This window comes from Thiobacter subterraneus (assembly GCF_055379455.1).
In genome coordinates this window covers 1,913,694-1,931,459 of the sequence record NZ_AP042402.1, presented here as the reverse complement: position 1 = coordinate 1,931,459, position 17,766 = coordinate 1,913,694, and the positions used below count along the sequence as shown (strand labels likewise).

Here is a 17,766-nt window from a genome sequence, read left to right as displayed (position 1 = left end):
CCGGCCTCGCGCCGGCTTTCTCCTGCCCGCTGTCAGGCGCGGCGCGACCAGACCAAAAGCACAAGTCCCGCCACGATCATGGGCAGCGACAACCACTGCCCCATGGACAGCCCAAGAGCCAGGGTGCCCAGGAAGCGGTCCGGCTCGCGGGTGAATTCCACCAGGAAGCGGAAGCTGCCGTAGGCCAGGAGGAAGGCCGCCGACAGCGTGCCCCGCGGCCGGGGTTGGCGCGCGAGCCACCACAGGATGGCAAACAGGGCCAGGCCTTCCAGGGCGAATTCGTAGAGCTGGGAGGGATGCCTCGGCGTGGCGTCCACCTGGGGAAAGATCATGGCCCAGGGCACGTTCGCGGGACGGCCCCACAGCTCGCCGTTGATGAAGTTGCCGATGCGGCCGGCACCCAGTCCCAGGGGCACGAGCGGCGCGATGAAATCGGTGACGGCCAGCCACGGCAGATGATGGCGCCGGGCGAAGATCAGCACGGCCAGCACCACGCCGAGAAAGCCGCCGTGGAAGCTCATGCCCCCTTCCCAGACGCGCAGGATGGCCACGGGATCGGCCAGGTACTCCGCCGGCTTGTAGAAAAGCACGTAGCCCAGGCGGCCGCCCAGCACCACACCCAGCACGCCGTAGAAGAGCACGTCGTCCAGCATCTTTTCGTTCCAGCCGGTCCAGGGCTGGTGCCGGATACGCCAGCGCCCCAGCAGCAGCACGAAGACGAAGGCGAGCAGATACATGAGCCCGTACCAGCGAATGGCCAGGGGACCGAGATGGAGGGCGACGGGATCGAACTGGGGATGGACCAACATGCAGGGGGGGCCGGTTTTGTTTAGAATCGGCGATTATACTGAACTAGCCTTTCCCGCCGACGCCCGCAGCTGCGGGCGTCCACGTCTCTGGAGAAGACCATGCCCCGCTATCGTTCCTGGACCACCACCCACGGCCGCAACATGGCCGGCGCGCGCGCCCTGTGGCGCGCCACCGGCATGAAGGAAACCGACTGGGACAAGCCCATCATCGCCATCGCCAATTCCTTCACCCAGTTCGTGCCGGGACACGTGCACCTCAGGGATCTGGGCCAGCTGGTGGCGGCCGAGATCGAAAAAGCCGGAGGCGTGGCCAAGGAGTTCAACACCATCGCCGTGGATGACGGCATCGCCATGGGCCACGGCGGTATGCTCTATTCCCTGCCGTCCCGCGAGTTGATCGCCGACAGCGTGGAATACATGGTGAACGCCCACTGCGCCGATGCCCTGGTGTGCATTTCCAACTGCGACAAGATCACCCCGGGCATGCTCATGGCTGCCCTGCGCCTCAACATCCCCACGGTGTTCGTCTCCGGCGGCCCCATGGAGGCGGGCAAGGCGGTGCTGCACGGCAAGACGGTCAAGCTGGATCTGGTGGACGCCATGGTGGCGGCCGCCAACCCCCAGGAAAGCGACGAAGACGTGCAGATCACGGAGCGTTCCGCCTGCCCCACCTGTGGCTCCTGCTCCGGCATGTTCACCGCCAACTCCATGAACTGTCTCACCGAGGCCCTGGGTCTGGCCCTGCCGGGCAACGGCTCGCTGGTGGCCACCCATGCCGACCGCAGGCGCCTGTTCGTCGAGGCGGGACGCCTCATCGTGGCGCTGGCGCGCGCCTGGTACGAGCGGGACGATGCCAGCGTGCTGCCCCGTTCCATCGCCACCTTCGAGGCGTTCGAGAACGCCATCGCCCTGGACATCGCCATGGGGGGTTCCACCAATACCGTGCTGCACCTGCTGGCGGCGGCGCGGGAGGCGGGCGTTGACTTCACCATGAAGGACATCGATCGCATGTCGCGCAAGGTGCCCAACCTGTGCAAGGTGGCTCCCGCGACCCCCGACTACCACATGGAGGACGTGCACCGGGCCGGCGGTGTGATGCGCATCCTGGGCGAGCTGGACCGCGCGGGACTCATCCACCGGGACGTGCCCACGGTGCACAGCGCCAGCCTGGGTGATGCCCTGGAACACTGGGACATCCGCCGCACCGGTGACGAAAAGGTGCTGGAGTTCTACCGGGCCGCGCCCGGCAACGTGCCCACCACCGTGGCCTTTTCTCAGAGCAGGCGCTACGACAGCCTGGATACCGACGTGGCCAACGGCTGCGTGCGCGACGTCGCCCATGCCTATTCCAGGGACGGCGGGCTGGCCGTGCTCTACGGCAACCTGGCGGAGGACGGCTGCATCGTGAAAACCGCGGGGGTGGACCAGAGCATCCTCACCTTCTCGGGGCCGGCACGGATTTTCGAAAGCCAGGAGGATGCGGTCGAGGCCATCCTGGGAGACCGCATCAAGCCGGGCGACGTGGTGATCATCCGCTATGAGGGGCCGCGCGGCGGGCCGGGCATGCAGGAGATGCTCTATCCCACCTCCTATCTGAAATCGAAGGGGCTGGGCAAGCTGTGTGCCCTGGTCACGGACGGCCGCTTTTCCGGCGGCACCTCCGGGCTGTCCATCGGCCATGTCTCGCCGGAAGCCGCGGAAGGCGGCACCATCGGGCTGGTGGAAGAGGGCGACATCATCGAGATCGACATTCCCCAGCGGCGCATCCACCTCAAGGTGAGTGAAGAGGAACTGGCGCGCCGCCGCGCCGCCATGGAAGCGCGGGGCGCCAGGGCCTGGCAGCCGGCGGCCCGCCAGCGCATCGTCTCGGCGGCCCTCGAGGCCTATGCCGCACTCACCACCTCCGCCGCCAAGGGCGCGGTGCGTGACGTCAGCCAGCTGAAGCGGAGGTGACGCCCATGCGCGCGGTGCTGATCGCCATGCTGCTCGCCCTGTGGGGCACCCCCTGGGCGGCGCAACAGGTGGAAATGGTCAACCCGGAGACGGGACTCAAGAGCTGGAAAAAGGTGGACCGGGGCTTCAGCCTGGAGCTCATCCAGCTTCTGCCCGAATTCGTAGAGGCCACCTATGCCTCGCGGGACCTGCCGCCCGCGATCTACGCCAGCATGAAGGGCTACTGCATCTTCGGTACCGTGGCGCGCAACGAATCCGTCGCGCCCCTGTCCTACCGTGTGGCGGAATGGCGCTACGTGACCCGCGACGGCCGGAAACACCGGTTGCGCACCAAGTCGGAGTGGATCGCGGTATGGAAGAAGCTGGGGGCGGACTTCAGCTATTCCATCCTGCCGGACGACATCGAGTTCGACGTGGGCGACTGGGCCCAGGGTTTCACCACGCCGAAGATTCCGCCCGGCACCCGTTTCGACCTGATCTACACCTGGAGGCAACATGGCAAGACCTACAAGGCCAAGCTGGAAAATCTGGAATGTCCGCAGGGCTCTGGCCTGCGCTAGCATGGCGCTCGCCGCCCTGCTCACTTCCACCGTAGAGGCCCAGACCCAGCTGCCGGAACTCACCGCCCGGCTCACGCCCGTCAAGCCGCGTCCGGCGGCGCCGGATTTTGCCTTCAAGGATCTGGACGGCAAGCTGGTGCGCCTGTCGGACTATCGGGGCCAGGTGGTGCTGGTCAACTTCTGGGCCACCTGGTGCCCGCCGTGCCGGCGGGAGATGCCCTCCCTGGAACGCCTGCACCAGACCCTGAAGGACGCGCCCTTCGCCATACTCGCCGTGGACCAGATGGAAAACTTCGATCTGGTGTTCACCTTCACCGGCCAGCTCGATCCCGCGCCCACCTTTCCCATCCTCCTCGACCACGAGGGCAAGAGCGGTCCCGCCTGGGGCGTGAAAGGGCTGCCCTCCAGCTTCGTGGTGGACAAGCAGGGGCGCATCGCCTACCGGGCCATGGGGGGCCGGGAGTTCGACCATCCGGACATCGTGAAGACCCTGCGCGCCCTGATATCCGAATGAGCGCACCGCCCGCCGCGGTGGGTGCCTCCACCCTGGAAAGCTACGACCTCATCCCCTACGAGAGCATCCCCATCCCCGCCACCCACCCGGATGCGCTGGCGGCGGTGGGCCGCCTCGCGGGACTCGCTGCGCCGCCGGTGGAAGGCTGCCGGGTGCTGGAGCTGGGCGCAGCCAGCGGCGGCAATCTCATCCCCATGGCCTTCTACCGCCCTGGCAACGAATACGTGGGGGTGGACCTGTCGCGGCGTCAGGTGGAAGACGGCAGCGACCTCATCGCGGCCCTGGGGCTTGCCAACGTCAGGCTGCTGCATCGGGACGTGGGCGAAGGGCTTGGCGACCTGGGACGCTTCGATTTCGTCATCGCCCACGGGCTTTATTCCTGGGTGCCCCAGGCCCTGCGCGCCCGGCTGCTGGATCTCATCGCCGGCGTGACGGCCCCGGGCGGCATCGCCTACGTGAGCTACAACACCCTGCCCGGCTGGCGGGCCCGGTCCATGGTGCGGGACATGCTGCTCCATCACGTGGGCGAGGCCCGCCATCCCCGGGCGCGGCTGGCCCTGGCGCAGGAGTTCCTGGACCGCATGGCCCCCGCCTTCGCCGCCCTGGACGCCCCGGATGCCCGGCTCGTGGCCCAGGAACTGGCCTACCTGCGGAGTGCGCCGGCGGGTTATCTCTACCACGAGTACCTGGAAGCCGAGAACGAGCCTGTGCTTTTCACCACCTTCCTGGAACAGGCCCGTGGGGCGGGGCTCTCCTACGTGGGGGATGCCGAATTCGCCGCCGATCTGGGACAGGGGCTCGACGCCCGGGCGCGCGCGGCAGTAGCCGAATACCCCCTGCCGCGCCGCCTGCAGTATTACGACTTCCTCGCCCTCCGCCCCTTCCGGCGCAGCCTGCTCACCCCCACGGGGGCGACGGAACCGGTCCTCGACCCGGGCCGCATCACCGCCCTCTCTCTGTTCGCGGACGTGGGTTCCGAGGAGGAACTGGACCTCACCCGGGACACGCCCCAGACCTTTCGCACCGCCACCCGGACACCCTTCCAGGCCAGCCACCCCCTGACCAAGGCGGCCCTGATGGTGCTCAGCGAGCGTTTCCCGTCTTCGCTGCCCTACGGAGAACTGGCCGCGGCAGCGCGGGCCGTGGTGGCTGCCCATGGGGCGCCCGGCCTCGCGGACGAGCAGACGCGCCTTGCCACGGAACTCGCCGCCCTGGCCGGCTGGCGTTTGGTGGGCCTCGCCCCCCAGGCCCAGGACTGGCCGCTTGAGCCCAGCCCGCGCCCGCGCCTGCATGCCCTGGCACGCTGGCAGATCAGCCATGGTCTCGCCCCCGCCGGCATCCGCCACAGCGCCCTGGAGCTGGACGAGGCCGGGCGCGCCCTGGCCCTGCTGTGCGACGGGCAACACGACCTCCCGGCCCTGGCTGCGGCCATGCGCGACCGCTGGCCCGAATTCGGGCCGGAGGAAACCACCGTGGCCTGCGCCCGCCTGCTGTGGACCTTCGCCCGCAACGGCCTGTTCGAGCCGCCGAAATAGCCGAGCGCGATACTCGGGATTATGCTAGGCTGGAGGCCGCGGCTGCCACGGCCCCCGACCGCCCCATCCGGAACACCCATGCCCAACCGCCTCGCCCGGGAAACCAGCCCCTACCTGCTCCAGCACACCGACAACCCCGTGGACTGGTATCCCTGGGGTGAGGAAGCACTCGCTCTTGCACGTCGGCTGGACCGGCCCATCCTGCTTTCCATCGGCTATTCCGCCTGCCACTGGTGCCATGTCATGGCCCAGGAGTGCTTCACCGACCCCGAGGTGGCGGCGCTCATGAACGCCCATTTCGTGAACATCAAGGTGGACCGGGAAGAGCGGCCGGACCTCGATCACATCTATCAGGCCGCCCACGCCCTGCTCACGGGGCGCAGCGGAGGCTGGCCCCTCACGGTCTTTCTCACCCCGGAGCAGATTCCCTTTTTCGCCGGAACCTATTTCCCCAAGCACCCGCGCCATCGCCTGCCGGGCCTGATGGACCTCCTGCCCCAGGTGGCCCGCTTCTACCACCAGCACCGGGACGAGATCGCCAGCCAGAACCCCGGGTTGTTTGCCGCCTTGGAGGCGGGAAGAGGCGCCGAAGGCGAGCAAGCCCTCACACCGGAGCCGCTGTCGGCCGCCGCCGACGCCCTGGCGGCTGCCTTCGACCCCACCTGGGGCGGTTTCAGCCCCCCGCCCAAATTCCCCCGGCCGGCGGAACTGGAGTTTGCCCTCGCCCGGGGCGGGCGTCTGCGGGAGATGGCCCTGTTCACCCTGGAGAAAATGGAACAGGGTGGACTGTTCGACCAGCTTTTGGGCGGCTTCTTCCGCTACAGCGTGGATGCCCGCTGGGCCATCCCCCATTTCGAAAAGATGCTTTACGACAACGGGCCCCTCCTTGGCCTGTACGCCCAGGGCCATGCCCTCACCGGCAACCCCCGCTGGCGCAGCGTGTGCGAAGCCACGGTGGACTGGCTCGCACGGGAAATGACCCATCCCCAGGGGGCGTTCTACGCTGCGCTGGCTGCCGATTCCGAGCACGAGGAAGGGCGCTTCTACGTCTGGACCCCGGAAGAGGCGAAGCGGGTGCTCACACCACAAGAGCACGCCGTCGCCGCGGCCCATTATGGCTTGGAGGACGCACCGAATTTCGAAGGCCGGGCCTGGCATTTGCTCATCGCCCGCCCCCTGCCCCGGGTGGCGCAGGCGCTGGGGCTGGACGAGCCCCATGCCGGCCAGCTGCTCGCCGGCGCCCGGGCCAAGCTGTTCGCGACGAGAAACCGGCGCGTGCCCCCCGGGCGGGATGACAAGATCCTCACCGCCTGGAACGGCCTCATGATCGGCGGGCTGGCACGCGCCGCCCGTCTGCTGGACCGTCCCGACTGGCTCCACCGGGCGTGGCGGGCCGTCGATTTCCTGCGCGACCACATGCTGCCGGCGGGGCGGCTGTGCGCCGTGTGGAAGGACGGGGCCCGGCTCAATGCCTACCTGGATGATCACGCCTTCCTCCTCTGGGGCCTTCTGGAATGCCTGCAGACGGGCTGGCGCCCGGAGGATCTGGCCTTTGCCCGGACGCTCGCAGAGGCCCTGCTCGACCGCTTCCAGGACGCCAACGGCGGGTTTTTCTTCACCAGCCACGACCACGAACCCCTCATCCACCGGCCCAAACCCGGCTATGACCAGGCCACCCCCTCGGGCAATGGGGTGGCGGTGCGCGCCCTGCAGCTGCTGGGCCACCTCCTGGGCGAGGCTCGTTACCTGGAGGCGGCGCGGCGCGCCCTCGAGGCCTTCGCAGCGCAGATCGCCCATCAGCCCGAGGGCTTCCCCACGCTCCTGATGGCCCTGGAGGACGAGCTGGATCCGCCACCCCTGGTACTGCTTCGGGGCCCGGTGAGGGAAGTGGCCGGCTGGGGGCGCCGTTTGGCGCGGGAGGCGCCGTGTGCCCGGGTGCTCCCCCTGCCCAACGGACTGGCGTCGCTGCCGCCACCGTTGAACCGACCCGAGAGCCCCGCTGTCAACGCCTGGGTGTGTCGGGGCGTTGAATGCCTGCCAGCCCCGCTTGACTTCGAGCAAGTCCTGCGGCTATGCAAAGTCTCAGTGCTTGGCTAACATTGGGCTTGGCCAACATTGGCAAACCCGGTTTTCCCAGTCCTACAAGGAGACATCAATGAAATACAGCCTCATCGCCCTCGCCACCGCCGGTGTCCTCGCCGGCGCGCCCGCCCTGGCCGCCGACGGGCAGGCCCTGGCGCAGAAATACGCCTGTATGAGCTGCCACCAGGTGGACAAGAAAGTGGTGGGTCCGGCCTACAAGGACGTGGCCGCGAAGTACAAGGGTGACAAGACCGCCGAGGCCCATCTCATCGACAAGGTGAAGAAGGGTGGCTCCGGCGTGTGGGGCTCGGTGCCCATGCCGCCCAACCCCCAGGTGCCCGATGGCGACGTCAAGGCCATCGTGCAATGGGTGCTCTCCCTCAAATAACACGGGACGACGCAGCGAAAAAGCCGGCCTTGCGCCGGCTTTTTCGTTTCAGCTCCGGGCCACGGGCAACAGATCCAGCGAATTGAGGAAGACCAGGATGATGCCCGCCGGCGCGATCCAGCGGGCGGTGAACAGCCAGAGACGATAGCCGCGCGCCTTGAGGGCGAGTTCCTCCTGGGCGTGGGCAGCGTGCATCACCCACACCGCAAACACTGCCATCAGCAGCCCCCCCAGGGGCAGCATGATCTTCGCGGTGAGATCGTCCAGGGCATTGTAGAAATTGAACCCAAGAATCTTGTAATCCTTGCCCACGTTGAAGGCGAGGGCCGCACCCACCCCCAGCAGCCACACCAGCATTCCCACCCCGAGGGCGGCCTGCTTGCGCGTGAGCCGCGTGGTTTCCGTCAGCCACGCCACGGCCGGCTCCACCAGGGAAATGGATGAGGTCCACGCTGCGAACAGGAGGAGGATGAAGAACACCACGGCGAAGAGCTGGCCCCCGGGCATCTGCCCGAAGGCCACGGGGAGGGTCTGGAACACCAGCCCGGGACCGGAAGCCGGCTGTCCACCGTGGGCGAACACCAGGGCAAACACGGTAATGCCGGCCAAGACGGCGATACCGGTATCCGCGGCCACAACGTAGCCCGCGGCACGCGCAATGGACACATGGCGCTGGAGGTAGGAGCCATAGACCATGATCGCGCCCATGCCGATGGAGAGCGAAAAGAAGGCCTGGCCCATGGCGTCGAGCACCGTCCGGGGTGTGATCCTGGAGAAGTCCGGGGTGAACAGGAACGCCAGGGCACGGCCCACGTCGCCTACGGCCAGGCTGTAGCCCAGGAGAATGAGCAGGGCAAACACAAGGCCCGGCATCATCACCTTGTTGGCCCGCTCCAGCCCCGAGGTGACTCCATGGGCCACCACCACCATGGTGAGTGCCATGAACACGGTATGCCACAGCACGAGCTCACCGGGCCGCGACAGGAAGGTCTCGAACAAGGCGGCGGCCCCTTGGGCATTGAGGCCGGCAAAACCGGTGTAGGCCGCACGCACACCGTAGGCCACCACCCAGCCCGCCACCACGCTGTAATAGCCGAGGATGAGCACACCCGCCACCACTCCCATGAGGCCGAGATAGCGCCAAAGGGGGCTCGCGCCCGCTTCCCGGGCGAGCGCCGCCATGCCGTCCACGGGATTTTTCTGCGCCCGGCGTCCCAGCATGATCTCCGTCATGAGCAGGGGCAGGCCGATGAGCAGAACGCAGGCGAGATACACCAACACGAAGGCCGAACCACCGTTGGTGCCCGCCAGATAGGGGAATTTCCAGACATTGCCCAAGCCCACCGCGGAACCTGCGGTGGCCATGATGAAGGCCCAGCGGTTGCTCCAGTGACTGCGCATCATCTGCCTCCGAAATAACGCTCGCTCTCCGCCTTGACCACCCGCGCCAGCAGCAACAGGGCAATCAGATTGGGAATCGCCATGAGGCCGTTCATGAGGTCGGAGAAATTCCACACGAAGTCCAGCTCGCGCATGGCGCCCACCATCACCACCACCACGAACACCACACGATAGGGACGTACCACCCGGGGTCCCGCGAGATACTCCACCGCGCGCTCACCGTAATAGCTCCAGCCGAGCAGGGTGGAATAGGCGAACAGGGCGGTGGCCAGGGCCACCACCAGCGTGCCCCCCTGACCCAGGCTCTGGGCAAAGCTCAGACTGGTGAGGACATCGGCCTTGGCACCTTCCAGCCAGGGCGTGGCGGTGAGAATCACCAGCGCGGTCATGGTGCATACCACCAGGGTGTCGATGAAAGTCTGGGTCATGGACACCAGGGCCTGCTTCACTGGATCCCCCGTGCGCGCCGCGGCGGCGGCGATGGGAGCCGAGCCCAGGCCGGATTCATTGGAGAACACCCCGCGCGCCACACCGTACCGGATGGCGGCCGCGACGGTGGCGCCCGCGAAGCCACCGGTCGCGGCGACGGGCTGAAAGGCGTGCTGAAAGATGAGCGCCAGGGCATGGGGAATCTCGGCGGCATTCATCACCAGCACCACCAGAGAGGCCAGCACATAGCCCAAAATCATGAAGGGCACCATCACCGAGGTGGCCCGGGCGATGGAGCGGATGCCCCCCAGAATGACCAGCGCCGTGAGCAGCATGAGAGTGAGTCCGGTCACCCAGCGCTCGATATGGAAGACGTTTTCGAAGATGCCCGCCACGGCATTGGCCTGGGTCATGTTGCCGATGCCGAAGGTGGCCAGCGCGGTGAACAGGGCAAAGAGCCAGCCCAGGGCGGGCAGATTGGCCCCCTTCGCCAGGTAATACATGGGACCGCCGCGCATGCCGTGCTCGCCCTTTTCCCGGTATTTCACTGCGAGCACCGCCTCGGCGTATTTGGTGGCCATGCCCACCAGGCCGGTCACCCACATCCAGAACACGGCGCCGGGCCCGCCCAGGGTGATGGCCGTGGCCACACCCACGATGTTGCCGATGCCCACGGTGGCGGCCAGTGCCGTCATCAGCGCCGCGAAATGGCTGATGTCTCCCAACTGGCCATGCTCCTTGTCCAGCACCAGACGAAAGGCGTGACCCAGGGCGCGGAATTGCAGTCCCTTGAGGATGACGGTGAGGTAGAGGCCGGTTCCCACCAGCAGGATCAGCATGGGCGGTCCCCACACCCAGCTGGACAGGGTAGCGACCAGCGACTCGACGAATTTCATGCGCTCCTCCCTTGCGTGCGACGTTCTTGTGGCGCGAGTATAGCCGGAAAGCAGGCGGGCCTTGGCGCGCGGGCTTTGCACGGACCGTGACCCCGACTACCATGAGGGCAAAAGGCGCATGCCGCCCGGCCATTTCGCCCGGAGGGAAACTACCATGCCCATGAACCGCCGCCGCTTCCTGGCCGCGGGTTGCACCCTGCCCCTGCTCGCCGCCTGTGGGCCGCCGCGACCTCTGGTGCGCGTGGCAAGCATCGTCTGGGTGGGCTATGAGCCCCTGTTCCTCGCCCGCGAGCTGGGCCTCCTCGACGAGCAAGCCGTGCGCCTCGTGGAGATGCCCTCCAACACCATGAGCCTGATGGCCCTGGCCAGCGGTGAAGTGGAAGCCGCCGCCCTCACCCTGGACGAGTGCCTGCTGGCGCGGGAAGGTGGCCTTGACGTGCGGGCGGTGCTGGTGTTCGACGATTCCGCCGGCGCCGACGTGGTCATGGCCCGCCCCGACATCCGCCGCCCTGCCCAACTCGCAGGCAGGCGCATCGGTCTGGAGGAAACCGCCGCCGGTGCGCTCATGCTCAGCAAGACCCTGGAGATCGCCGGCCTCGATCCGGAGCAGGTGATCAAGGTTCCCCTCACCGCCGATCGCCAGCTCGCTGCCTGGCAGGACGACACCGTGGACGCCCTGGTGAGCTACGAGCCCCACGCCACGCGCCTCGAGGCGCTGGGGGCGCACCGACTGCTGGACAGCCGGGCCTTCCCCGGCCTGATCGTGGATGTGCTGGTGGCGCGCACGGCCGCCCTGGAACCGGCCCCCGATAGCTTCCGCAGCCTGATCGCCGCGTATTTCTCCGCGCTCGACCACCTGCGACGCGAGCCCCGGGATGCCGCCGCGCGCATGGCACCGCGCATGGGCATTGCCCCGGACGCGGTGCTCGCCGCCCTGCGCGGGGTGCGCCTGATGGATGCCGCCGCCAACCGGGCCTGGCTCGCCGGCGAGCCGCCGCGACTGCTGGCCGCTGCGGAGCGGGTGGCCGCCATCATGCGTGCCAGTCGCCTGCTGCACGGGCCGGTGGACCTAACCGGCCTGGCCGATCCCCGTTTCCTGCCGGAGGCCGTGTGAAGAGCGCGCCGCTGCGCGTGATCCTGCCCCTGGGACTGGCGCTGCTGTTGCTGGTGATCGGGGGCGTGTCCTTTTTCGGTGCCCTGCAGCGGGAACAGGCGCGCATCCTCGAGCAGGGCCGGGCCGACTGCCTGAGTATCGGCGCCCATCTGGCACGCATGGCGGAGCAGGGCTTGGATCACGCAAGGGGGCTGGTGGAGGCGGATCTCGCCCACACCGCCACCGACCCGCGCACGCGGGCCGTACTCATCCTGGATGACGACGGGCGCGTGGTGAGTGCCCACCGTTACGCCTGGCGCGGCCAGCTGGTCACCCAGGTGCTGCCGGCTTTTCCCTGGCAGGAGGCCCGCGAGTTCGCACGCCAGCGTATGCCGACCCTCAGGCTTCATCCGGACGGCAACCGGCTGGAGGTGTTCCATCCCTTCGAGCTGCCCGCCGCAGCCACGGAGGTGCGCAGTTCCCGCCGTGGGCTGGTCTACGTGCAGTTCGATCTGACCGGCGTGCGCGCCCAGGCGCGCCTGCTCGCCTTCCGGGACCGGGCCCCCGACCTGGTGGGGCTGGTACTTTTGCTGGCGCTTCTGGGCGGATTCCTGATGCGCCAGGTGAGCCGGCCCCTGGCGCAGCTGTCCGCCGCGGCCCGGGAGTTCGGCGCCGGCGACCGTTCGGTGCGTGTACCGGAAGAGGGTGCCGAGGAAATTGCCCAGCTTGCCCTCGAGTTCAACCGCATGGCCGACGCGGTGGCCCAGGCCCAGGCCCGGCTGGCGGAGAGCGAGCAGCGCCTGGCCATCACCCTGCAGTCCATCGGCGATGCCCTCATCGCCACCGACGCGCAGCAGCGCATCACCCTCATGAATCCGGTGGCGGAGGCCCTCACCGGCTGGCGCCAGGACGAGGCGCGCGGCCGCCTGCTGGCCCAAGTGTTCGTGATCGAGAACGCCCTCACCGGCCTCGCCCAGGAAAGCCCCGTGGACCGGGTGCTGGCGGAGGGCACCGTGGTGGGACTGGCCAATCACACCGTGCTGGTCGCCCGCGACGGCAGCCGCCGCCACATCGCCGATTCCGCCGCCCCCATTCGCGGCCCGGACGGCCGGGTGGAGGGCGTGGTCCTGGTCTTCCGCGACGTGACCCAGGAATACCGCCTGCGCCGGCAGCTCGCCGACAGCGAGAAACATTTCCGCACCCTGGCCGACGCGGGCCAGGCTCTCATCTGGACCTCGGGACCGGACAAGCTGTGCGACTATTTCAACCGGGTGTGGCTGGAATTCACCGGGCGCACCCTGGAGCAGGAACTGGGCGCCGGCTGGACCGAGGGCGTGCATCCTGAGGATCTGCCACGGGTGCTGGAGACCTACGAGCGGGCCTTCGACGCACGCGAGCCCTTCCGCATGGAATACCGCCTGCGCCACCACTCCGGCGAATACCGCTGGATCGTGGACCAGGGCAGCCCGCGCTACGACAGTGAAGGACACTTCCTGGGCTATGTGGGCCATTGCCTGGACATCACGGAAACCAAGCGGGCGGAGGCCGAGATCGAGCGCCTCGCCTACCACGATGCCCTCACGGACCTGCCCAACCGGGCCCTGCTTCGGGACCGCCTCACCCAGGCGCTGGCGAGCGCGCGCCGCACCCACCGCACCGGCGCCCTGCTGTTCGTGGATCTGGACCAGTTCAAGCGCATCAACGACGTCTATGGGCACGAACTGGGCGATGCCCTGCTGCGGGAGGTGGCCCAGCGCCTGGTGCTGCATGTGCGTCAGGGAGACACCGTGGCGCGCCTGGGTGGCGACGAGTTCGTCATCCTGCTGCCGGATCTCGCGGCCAACCTGACGGATGCCGCGGCACTGGCCCTGTCGGTGGCGGAGAAGGTCCGCGTGGCGCTGGAACAGCCGGTGAACATCGGGGAAAGCAGCTATGTCTCCAATGCCAGCATCGGCATCACCCTGTTCCCCAAGAACCACGAAAGCATCGACGACCTGATGCGGGAGGCGGACATTGCCATGTACCGCGCCAAGGAAGGCGGGCGCAACGCGATCGCCTATTTCGAGACTACCATGCAGGAGGCCGTGAGCCGCCGTTACGCCCTGGAACAGGCGCTGCGGGAAGCAATCCCACAGCAGGCCTTTGAGCTTTTCCTGCAGTCCCAGGTCGATGGACAGGGCAGGCCGGTGGGCGCCGAAGCCCTTTTGCGCTGGCGCCATCCGCGGGATGGGCTGATTCCGCCGGCAAGCTTCATCCCGGTGGCGGAGGAGTCTGGGCTCATCGTGCCCATCGGGGAATGGGTGCTCCGGGAAGCCTGCCGGCTCATCGCCCGCCTCACCGCCGCCGGGCACAGCCTGCGCATCGCGGTGAACATGAGTCCGCGCCAGTTCCACCATCCCGAGCTGGTGGGGCGGGTGCAGGCGATCCTCGCCGAGACGGGCGCGGATCCCGGCTATCTGGTGCTGGAGATCACGGAAAACCTGCTGGTGGAGCACGCCTCGGAGGCCGTGGCACGCATGACGGCGCTGGCCGCCCTGGGCGTGCGCTTTTCCATCGACGACTTCGGCACAGGCTATTCCTCCCTTGCCTACCTGAAACGCCTGCCGGTGTCCGAGCTCAAGATCGACAAGAGCTTCGTCACGGACGTGCCCCACGACCTCAACGACGTGGCCCTGGTGGAGACCATCCTGGCCATGGCCACCCATCTCGGCTTCGAGGTGGTGGCGGAAGGGGTGGAAACGGCCGCCCAGTTCGAGTTCCTGCGGCGGCTGGGCTGCGAGCGCTTCCAGGGCTACCACTTCCACCGGCCGGGGCCGGCGGGCGACTGGCTGGCACACCTATCGGCGTGAGGCCTGGGCCGCCTTGCGCCCCCACAGCACCACGTACTGCACGCCGCTGGCCAGGGTAAAGGCAAACACCAGCCAGAACAGGGCGTCGCGCCAGACCGCAAGCTCCAGGTAGCGGGCGCCCTCCGCCAGCACCAGGGCGAACAGGGCGAAGGCCACCAGGGTGTGCAGCTTGCCCAGCCAGGTGGGCTGGATGTGCACCTCGCCAAAGGCGCGCTGATAGGCAAAAGCGCCCCCCACGATCACCGTGTCGCGCACCACCAGGGCCAGGGTGAGCCAGAGGGGCACGACACCGAGCCAGGTGAGGAGCACCACACACACCAGGGTGACCAGCTTGTCCGCCAGGGGATCCATGACCGCGCCATAGGCCGTGAGGAGATGGAAGCGGCGGGCAATCCAGCCATCCAGTGCATCCGTGACGGCTGCCGCCACGAACACCCAGAAGGCCAGCTCGAACTGGCGGCCGACCAGCGCCCAGGCCAGCAGGGGCGCGGCGATGACGCGCAGGGTGGTGAGGAGGTTGGGCAGATTGAAGACCCCCATGCCCGCTCAAGTATAGGCGCAAGCCGGGTCAGACCCAGTCGCGCGCCACGAGAAAATCGGTGTACAGCCGCGCTTCCGGGGTGCCCGGCTCGGGCTTCCAGTCGTAGCGCCACTTCACCACCGGCGGCAGGGACATGAGGATGGATTCGGTGCGCCCGCCGCTTTGCAGTCCGAACAGGGTGCCCCGGTCGTAAACCAGATTGAATTCCACATAGCGGCCGCGCCGGTAGGCCTGGAAATCCCGCTCGCGCTCGCCATAGGGCGTGTCCATGCGCCGCTCCAGGATGGGCAGGTAAGCCGGCAGGAAATGGTCACCCACGCTTTCCGTGAGATTGAAGGCGTGCTCGAAGCCCCGTTCGCTGAAATCGTCGAAGAAGATGCCGCCCACCCCGCGCGGCTCGCCCCGGTGCCGCAGGTAGAAGTACTCGTCGCACCATTTCTTGAAGCGGGGATAGTAGTGCTCGCCGAAAGGCGCGAGGCTTGCGCGGCAGGTGGCGTGGAAATGCACGGCGTCCTCCTCGAAGCCGTAATAGGGCGTGAGATCCATGCCGCCGCCGAACCACCACACCGGCTCAGCGCCTTCCTTTTCCGCCACGAAGAAACGCACGTTCATGTGCACCGTGGGGGCATAGGGATTGCGTGGATGCAGCACCAGGGAGACCCCCATGGCCTCGAAGCGCCGGCCCGCGAGCTGGGGGCGGCTGGCGCTGGCCGAGGGGGGCAGGGCCTCGCCGCGCACGTGGGAAAAGTTCACGCCGCCCCGCTCCAGCACGTTGCCCTCCTCGAGCACGCAGCTCAGGCCGCCGCCCCCCTCCGGGCGCGTCCAGGCATCGCGCCGGAAGGGCCTGCCGTCCACCTGCTCCAGGCGTTCCACGATGAGTTGCTGCAGTTCGGTGAGGAATTGCCGGACGCGCAGAATATCCATGGTCTTCTCCCGCGTGTGGCTTCAGCGCCGCAGGGCGCGGTAGCCGATGTCGTGACGCATCTGCATGCCGTCGAAGTGGATCTGGCTGGCGATCTCGTAGGCGCGGCGCTGGGCCATCCGCACCGTGTCGCCCAGGGCGGTGACGCACAGCACCCGTCCGCCACTGGTGACCACCTGGCCGTCCCTGAGGGCCGTCCCCGCGTGGAACACCATGTAGTCCTCGCCTGCCGGCGGCAGCCCGGTGATGACATCGCCCTTGCGCGGCGCGTCGGGATAGCCGGCGGCGGCGAGCACCACGCCCAGGGCGGTGCGCCGGTCCCATTCCGCCTCCACGCGGTCCAGGCTGCCGCTGGTGGCATGTTCCAGCAGGGTGAGCAAGTCGCTCTTGAGGCGCATCATGATGGGCTGGGTCTCGGGGTCGCCCATGCGGCAGTTGTATTCCAGGACCTTGGCATTGCCCTGGCCATCGATCATGAGGCCGGCGTAGAGGAAGCCCGTGTAGGGAACCCCATCGGCGCGCATGCCCGCCACGGTGGGCAGGATGATCTCGCGCAGGATGCGGGCATGCCGCTCCGGGGTGACCACGGGTGCGGGGGAATAGGCGCCCATGCCGCCGGTATTGGGCCCCCGGTCGCCGTCCAGAAGCCGCTTGTGGTCCTGGCTGGTGGCCAGCGGCAACACGTGCTCGCCATCCACCATGACGATGAAGCTCGCCTCCTCGCCGGCGAGGAACTCCTCGATCACCACCCGCGCGCCCGCCTCGCCCAGGCGGTTGTCGGCGAGCATCATGTCCACTGCGGCATGGGCCTCCTGGGTCGTCATGGCCACCACCACGCCCTTGCCTGCGGCAAGGCCGTCGGCCTTGACCACGATGGGCGCGCCCTGGGCCTCGATGTAGTCATGGGCCGCGGCGGCGTCCGTGAAGGTGGCGTAGGCCGCCGTGGGAATGCCGTGACGCTTCATGAAGGCCTTGGCGTAGTCCTTGGAGGCTTCCAGTTGCGCCGCCTGCCGGGTGGGGCCGAAGATGCGCAGACCCGCCTCACGGAAAGCATCCACGATGCCCGCCGCCAGCGGAGCCTCCGGCCCCACCACGGTGAGGTGGATGCCCTCCCGGCGGGCGAACTCGACGAGCGCCGGGATCTCCGTCAGGGGCACGTTTTCCAGGTTCGGATCGAGCGCCGTGCCGGCATTGCCGGGTGCCACGAATACCTTCTGCATGCGCGGCGAGCGCGAAAGGCGCCACGCGAGGGCGTGTTCCCGCCCGCCGGAGCCGATGACCAGTGTCTTCATGCTTGCCTCATTGCCTGTCCAATTCGATGCGGCCCCAGAAAAACAGGATATTGCCGGCGCCGCGGCTGCCCGGCACGTAGGCCATTTCCAAGGATGCAGCGCGCCAGCCCAGGGAGGCCATGGGCAGCACGCCCGGGAAGGGGGTGTAATGCCCGATGTCGGCGCGGGTCATGACGAAGACAGTGAAGCCCCCGCCCACGCGCCAGTCCGGCGCCGGCTGCCACAGCAATAGAGGCCCCGCCAGATGCCGTCCTGGTAAAGGCTGCGGCCATAGCCCAGACCCAGGGGATTTTCCTGATAGCTGTCGATCTTGGCGCGCTCGTAGGCGAAGCGCAGGTGGTGGGTGTGCAGCGGCAGATAGAAATCACTGTCACCCGCCTGCCAGATTCGCGCCACGGTGTCCCGTCCGCGCGCCCAGAGACCGTTTCCGTCCGCCCCGTGGGCGCAGGCCACGGCGCCCCCGAGCAGCAGACCGACGGCGATGGCGCGCGCCATGGGTCCT

14 protein-coding genes and 1 pseudogene are annotated in these 17,766 nt (G+C 68.1%); 8 read left to right on the top strand and 7 right to left on the bottom strand.

Annotated elements, in window-relative coordinates:
* Positions 1 to 32: 32 nt before the first annotated feature.
* A complete protein-coding gene (gene lgt / locus ACZ42P_RS09590; protein WP_464897332.1) occupies positions 33 to 809 on the bottom strand; it encodes a prolipoprotein diacylglyceryl transferase in 777 nt (258 codons plus the stop codon).
* Positions 810 to 908: 99 nt separating this feature from the next.
* On the opposite strand from lgt, the gene ilvD reads away from it, so the two are divergent.
* From ilvD to ACZ42P_RS09560, 6 genes are all read left to right on the top strand, one after another.
* Positions 909 to 2,762, top strand: coding sequence for a dihydroxy-acid dehydratase (gene ilvD, locus ACZ42P_RS09585; protein ID WP_464897331.1), 1,854 nt, complete (start codon positions 909 to 911; stop codon positions 2,760 to 2,762).
* A 5-nt stretch (positions 2,763 to 2,767) separates the two neighbouring features.
* Positions 2,768 to 3,322: a hypothetical protein gene (locus ACZ42P_RS09580; RefSeq protein WP_464897330.1), complete on the top strand. Its 555-nt coding sequence runs from the start codon at positions 2,768 to 2,770 to the stop codon at positions 3,320 to 3,322.
* A 1-nt stretch (position 3,323) separates the two neighbouring features.
* Positions 3,324 to 3,836: a TlpA family protein disulfide reductase gene (locus ACZ42P_RS09575; RefSeq protein WP_464897329.1), complete on the top strand. Its 513-nt coding sequence runs from the start codon at positions 3,324 to 3,326 to the stop codon at positions 3,834 to 3,836.
* Entirely contained in the window at positions 3,833 to 5,371 is a 1,539-nt protein-coding gene (locus ACZ42P_RS09570) for a methyltransferase regulatory domain-containing protein (protein WP_464897328.1), read from the top strand. The genes ACZ42P_RS09575 and ACZ42P_RS09570 overlap by 4 nt, the downstream gene beginning before the upstream one ends.
* Positions 5,372 to 5,449: 78 nt before the next feature.
* A complete protein-coding gene (locus ACZ42P_RS09565) occupies positions 5,450 to 7,468 on the top strand; it encodes a thioredoxin domain-containing protein (RefSeq protein ID WP_464897327.1) in 2,019 nt (672 codons plus the stop codon).
* Between the two features lie 58 nt (positions 7,469 to 7,526).
* Positions 7,527 to 7,841: a c-type cytochrome gene (locus ACZ42P_RS09560; protein ID WP_464897326.1), complete on the top strand. Its 315-nt coding sequence runs from the start codon at positions 7,527 to 7,529 to the stop codon at positions 7,839 to 7,841.
* A gap of 48 nt (positions 7,842 to 7,889) precedes the next feature.
* On the opposite strand, the gene ACZ42P_RS09555 is transcribed toward ACZ42P_RS09560, so the two are convergent.
* Both ACZ42P_RS09555 and ACZ42P_RS09550 read right to left on the bottom strand, forming a co-directional pair.
* Positions 7,890 to 9,245: a sodium-dependent transporter gene (locus ACZ42P_RS09555; RefSeq protein ID WP_464897325.1), complete on the bottom strand. Its 1,356-nt coding sequence runs from the start codon at positions 9,243 to 9,245 to the stop codon at positions 7,890 to 7,892.
* Positions 9,242 to 10,567 carry an alanine/glycine:cation symporter family protein gene (locus ACZ42P_RS09550; RefSeq protein WP_464897324.1) on the bottom strand — a complete coding sequence of 442 codons (1,326 nt, stop codon included), beginning with the start codon at positions 10,565 to 10,567 and terminating at the stop codon, positions 9,242 to 9,244. The genes ACZ42P_RS09555 and ACZ42P_RS09550 overlap by 4 nt, the downstream gene beginning before the upstream one ends.
* A gap of 154 nt (positions 10,568 to 10,721) precedes the next feature.
* Here ACZ42P_RS09550 and ACZ42P_RS09545 point away from each other — a divergent pair, with 154 nt between their 5' ends.
* On the top strand, positions 10,722 to 11,681 hold the full coding sequence (locus tag ACZ42P_RS09545; RefSeq protein ID WP_464897323.1) for an ABC transporter substrate-binding protein: 960 nt from the start codon (positions 10,722 to 10,724) through the stop codon (positions 11,679 to 11,681).
* A complete protein-coding gene (locus tag ACZ42P_RS09540) occupies positions 11,678 to 14,509 on the top strand; it encodes a bifunctional diguanylate cyclase/phosphodiesterase (RefSeq protein WP_464897322.1) in 2,832 nt (943 codons plus the stop codon). The genes ACZ42P_RS09545 and ACZ42P_RS09540 overlap by 4 nt, the downstream gene beginning before the upstream one ends.
* Here the strand turns inward: ACZ42P_RS09540 and ACZ42P_RS09535 are convergent.
* The 4 genes and pseudogenes from ACZ42P_RS09535 to ACZ42P_RS09520 form a co-directional block, all read right to left on the bottom strand.
* On the bottom strand, positions 14,498 to 15,049 hold the full coding sequence (locus tag ACZ42P_RS09535; protein ID WP_464897321.1) for a CDP-alcohol phosphatidyltransferase family protein: 552 nt from the start codon (positions 15,047 to 15,049) through the stop codon (positions 14,498 to 14,500). The two genes, ACZ42P_RS09540 and ACZ42P_RS09535, sit on opposite strands and share 12 nt — an antisense overlap.
* 28 nt (positions 15,050 to 15,077) lie before the next feature.
* Complete coding sequence (gene hemF / locus ACZ42P_RS09530) at positions 15,078 to 15,974, bottom strand: oxygen-dependent coproporphyrinogen oxidase (protein ID WP_464897320.1); 897 nt, start codon at positions 15,972 to 15,974, stop codon at positions 15,078 to 15,080.
* A 21-nt stretch (positions 15,975 to 15,995) separates the two neighbouring features.
* Positions 15,996 to 17,264: a phosphoribosylamine--glycine ligase gene (gene purD / locus ACZ42P_RS09525; RefSeq protein WP_464897319.1), complete on the bottom strand. Its 1,269-nt coding sequence runs from the start codon at positions 17,262 to 17,264 to the stop codon at positions 15,996 to 15,998.
* Positions 17,265 to 17,271: 7 nt separating this feature from the next.
* Positions 17,272 to 17,759 (bottom strand): annotated as a pseudogene (locus ACZ42P_RS09520) (hypothetical protein).
* Between the last annotated feature and the right edge of the window lie 7 nt (positions 17,760 to 17,766).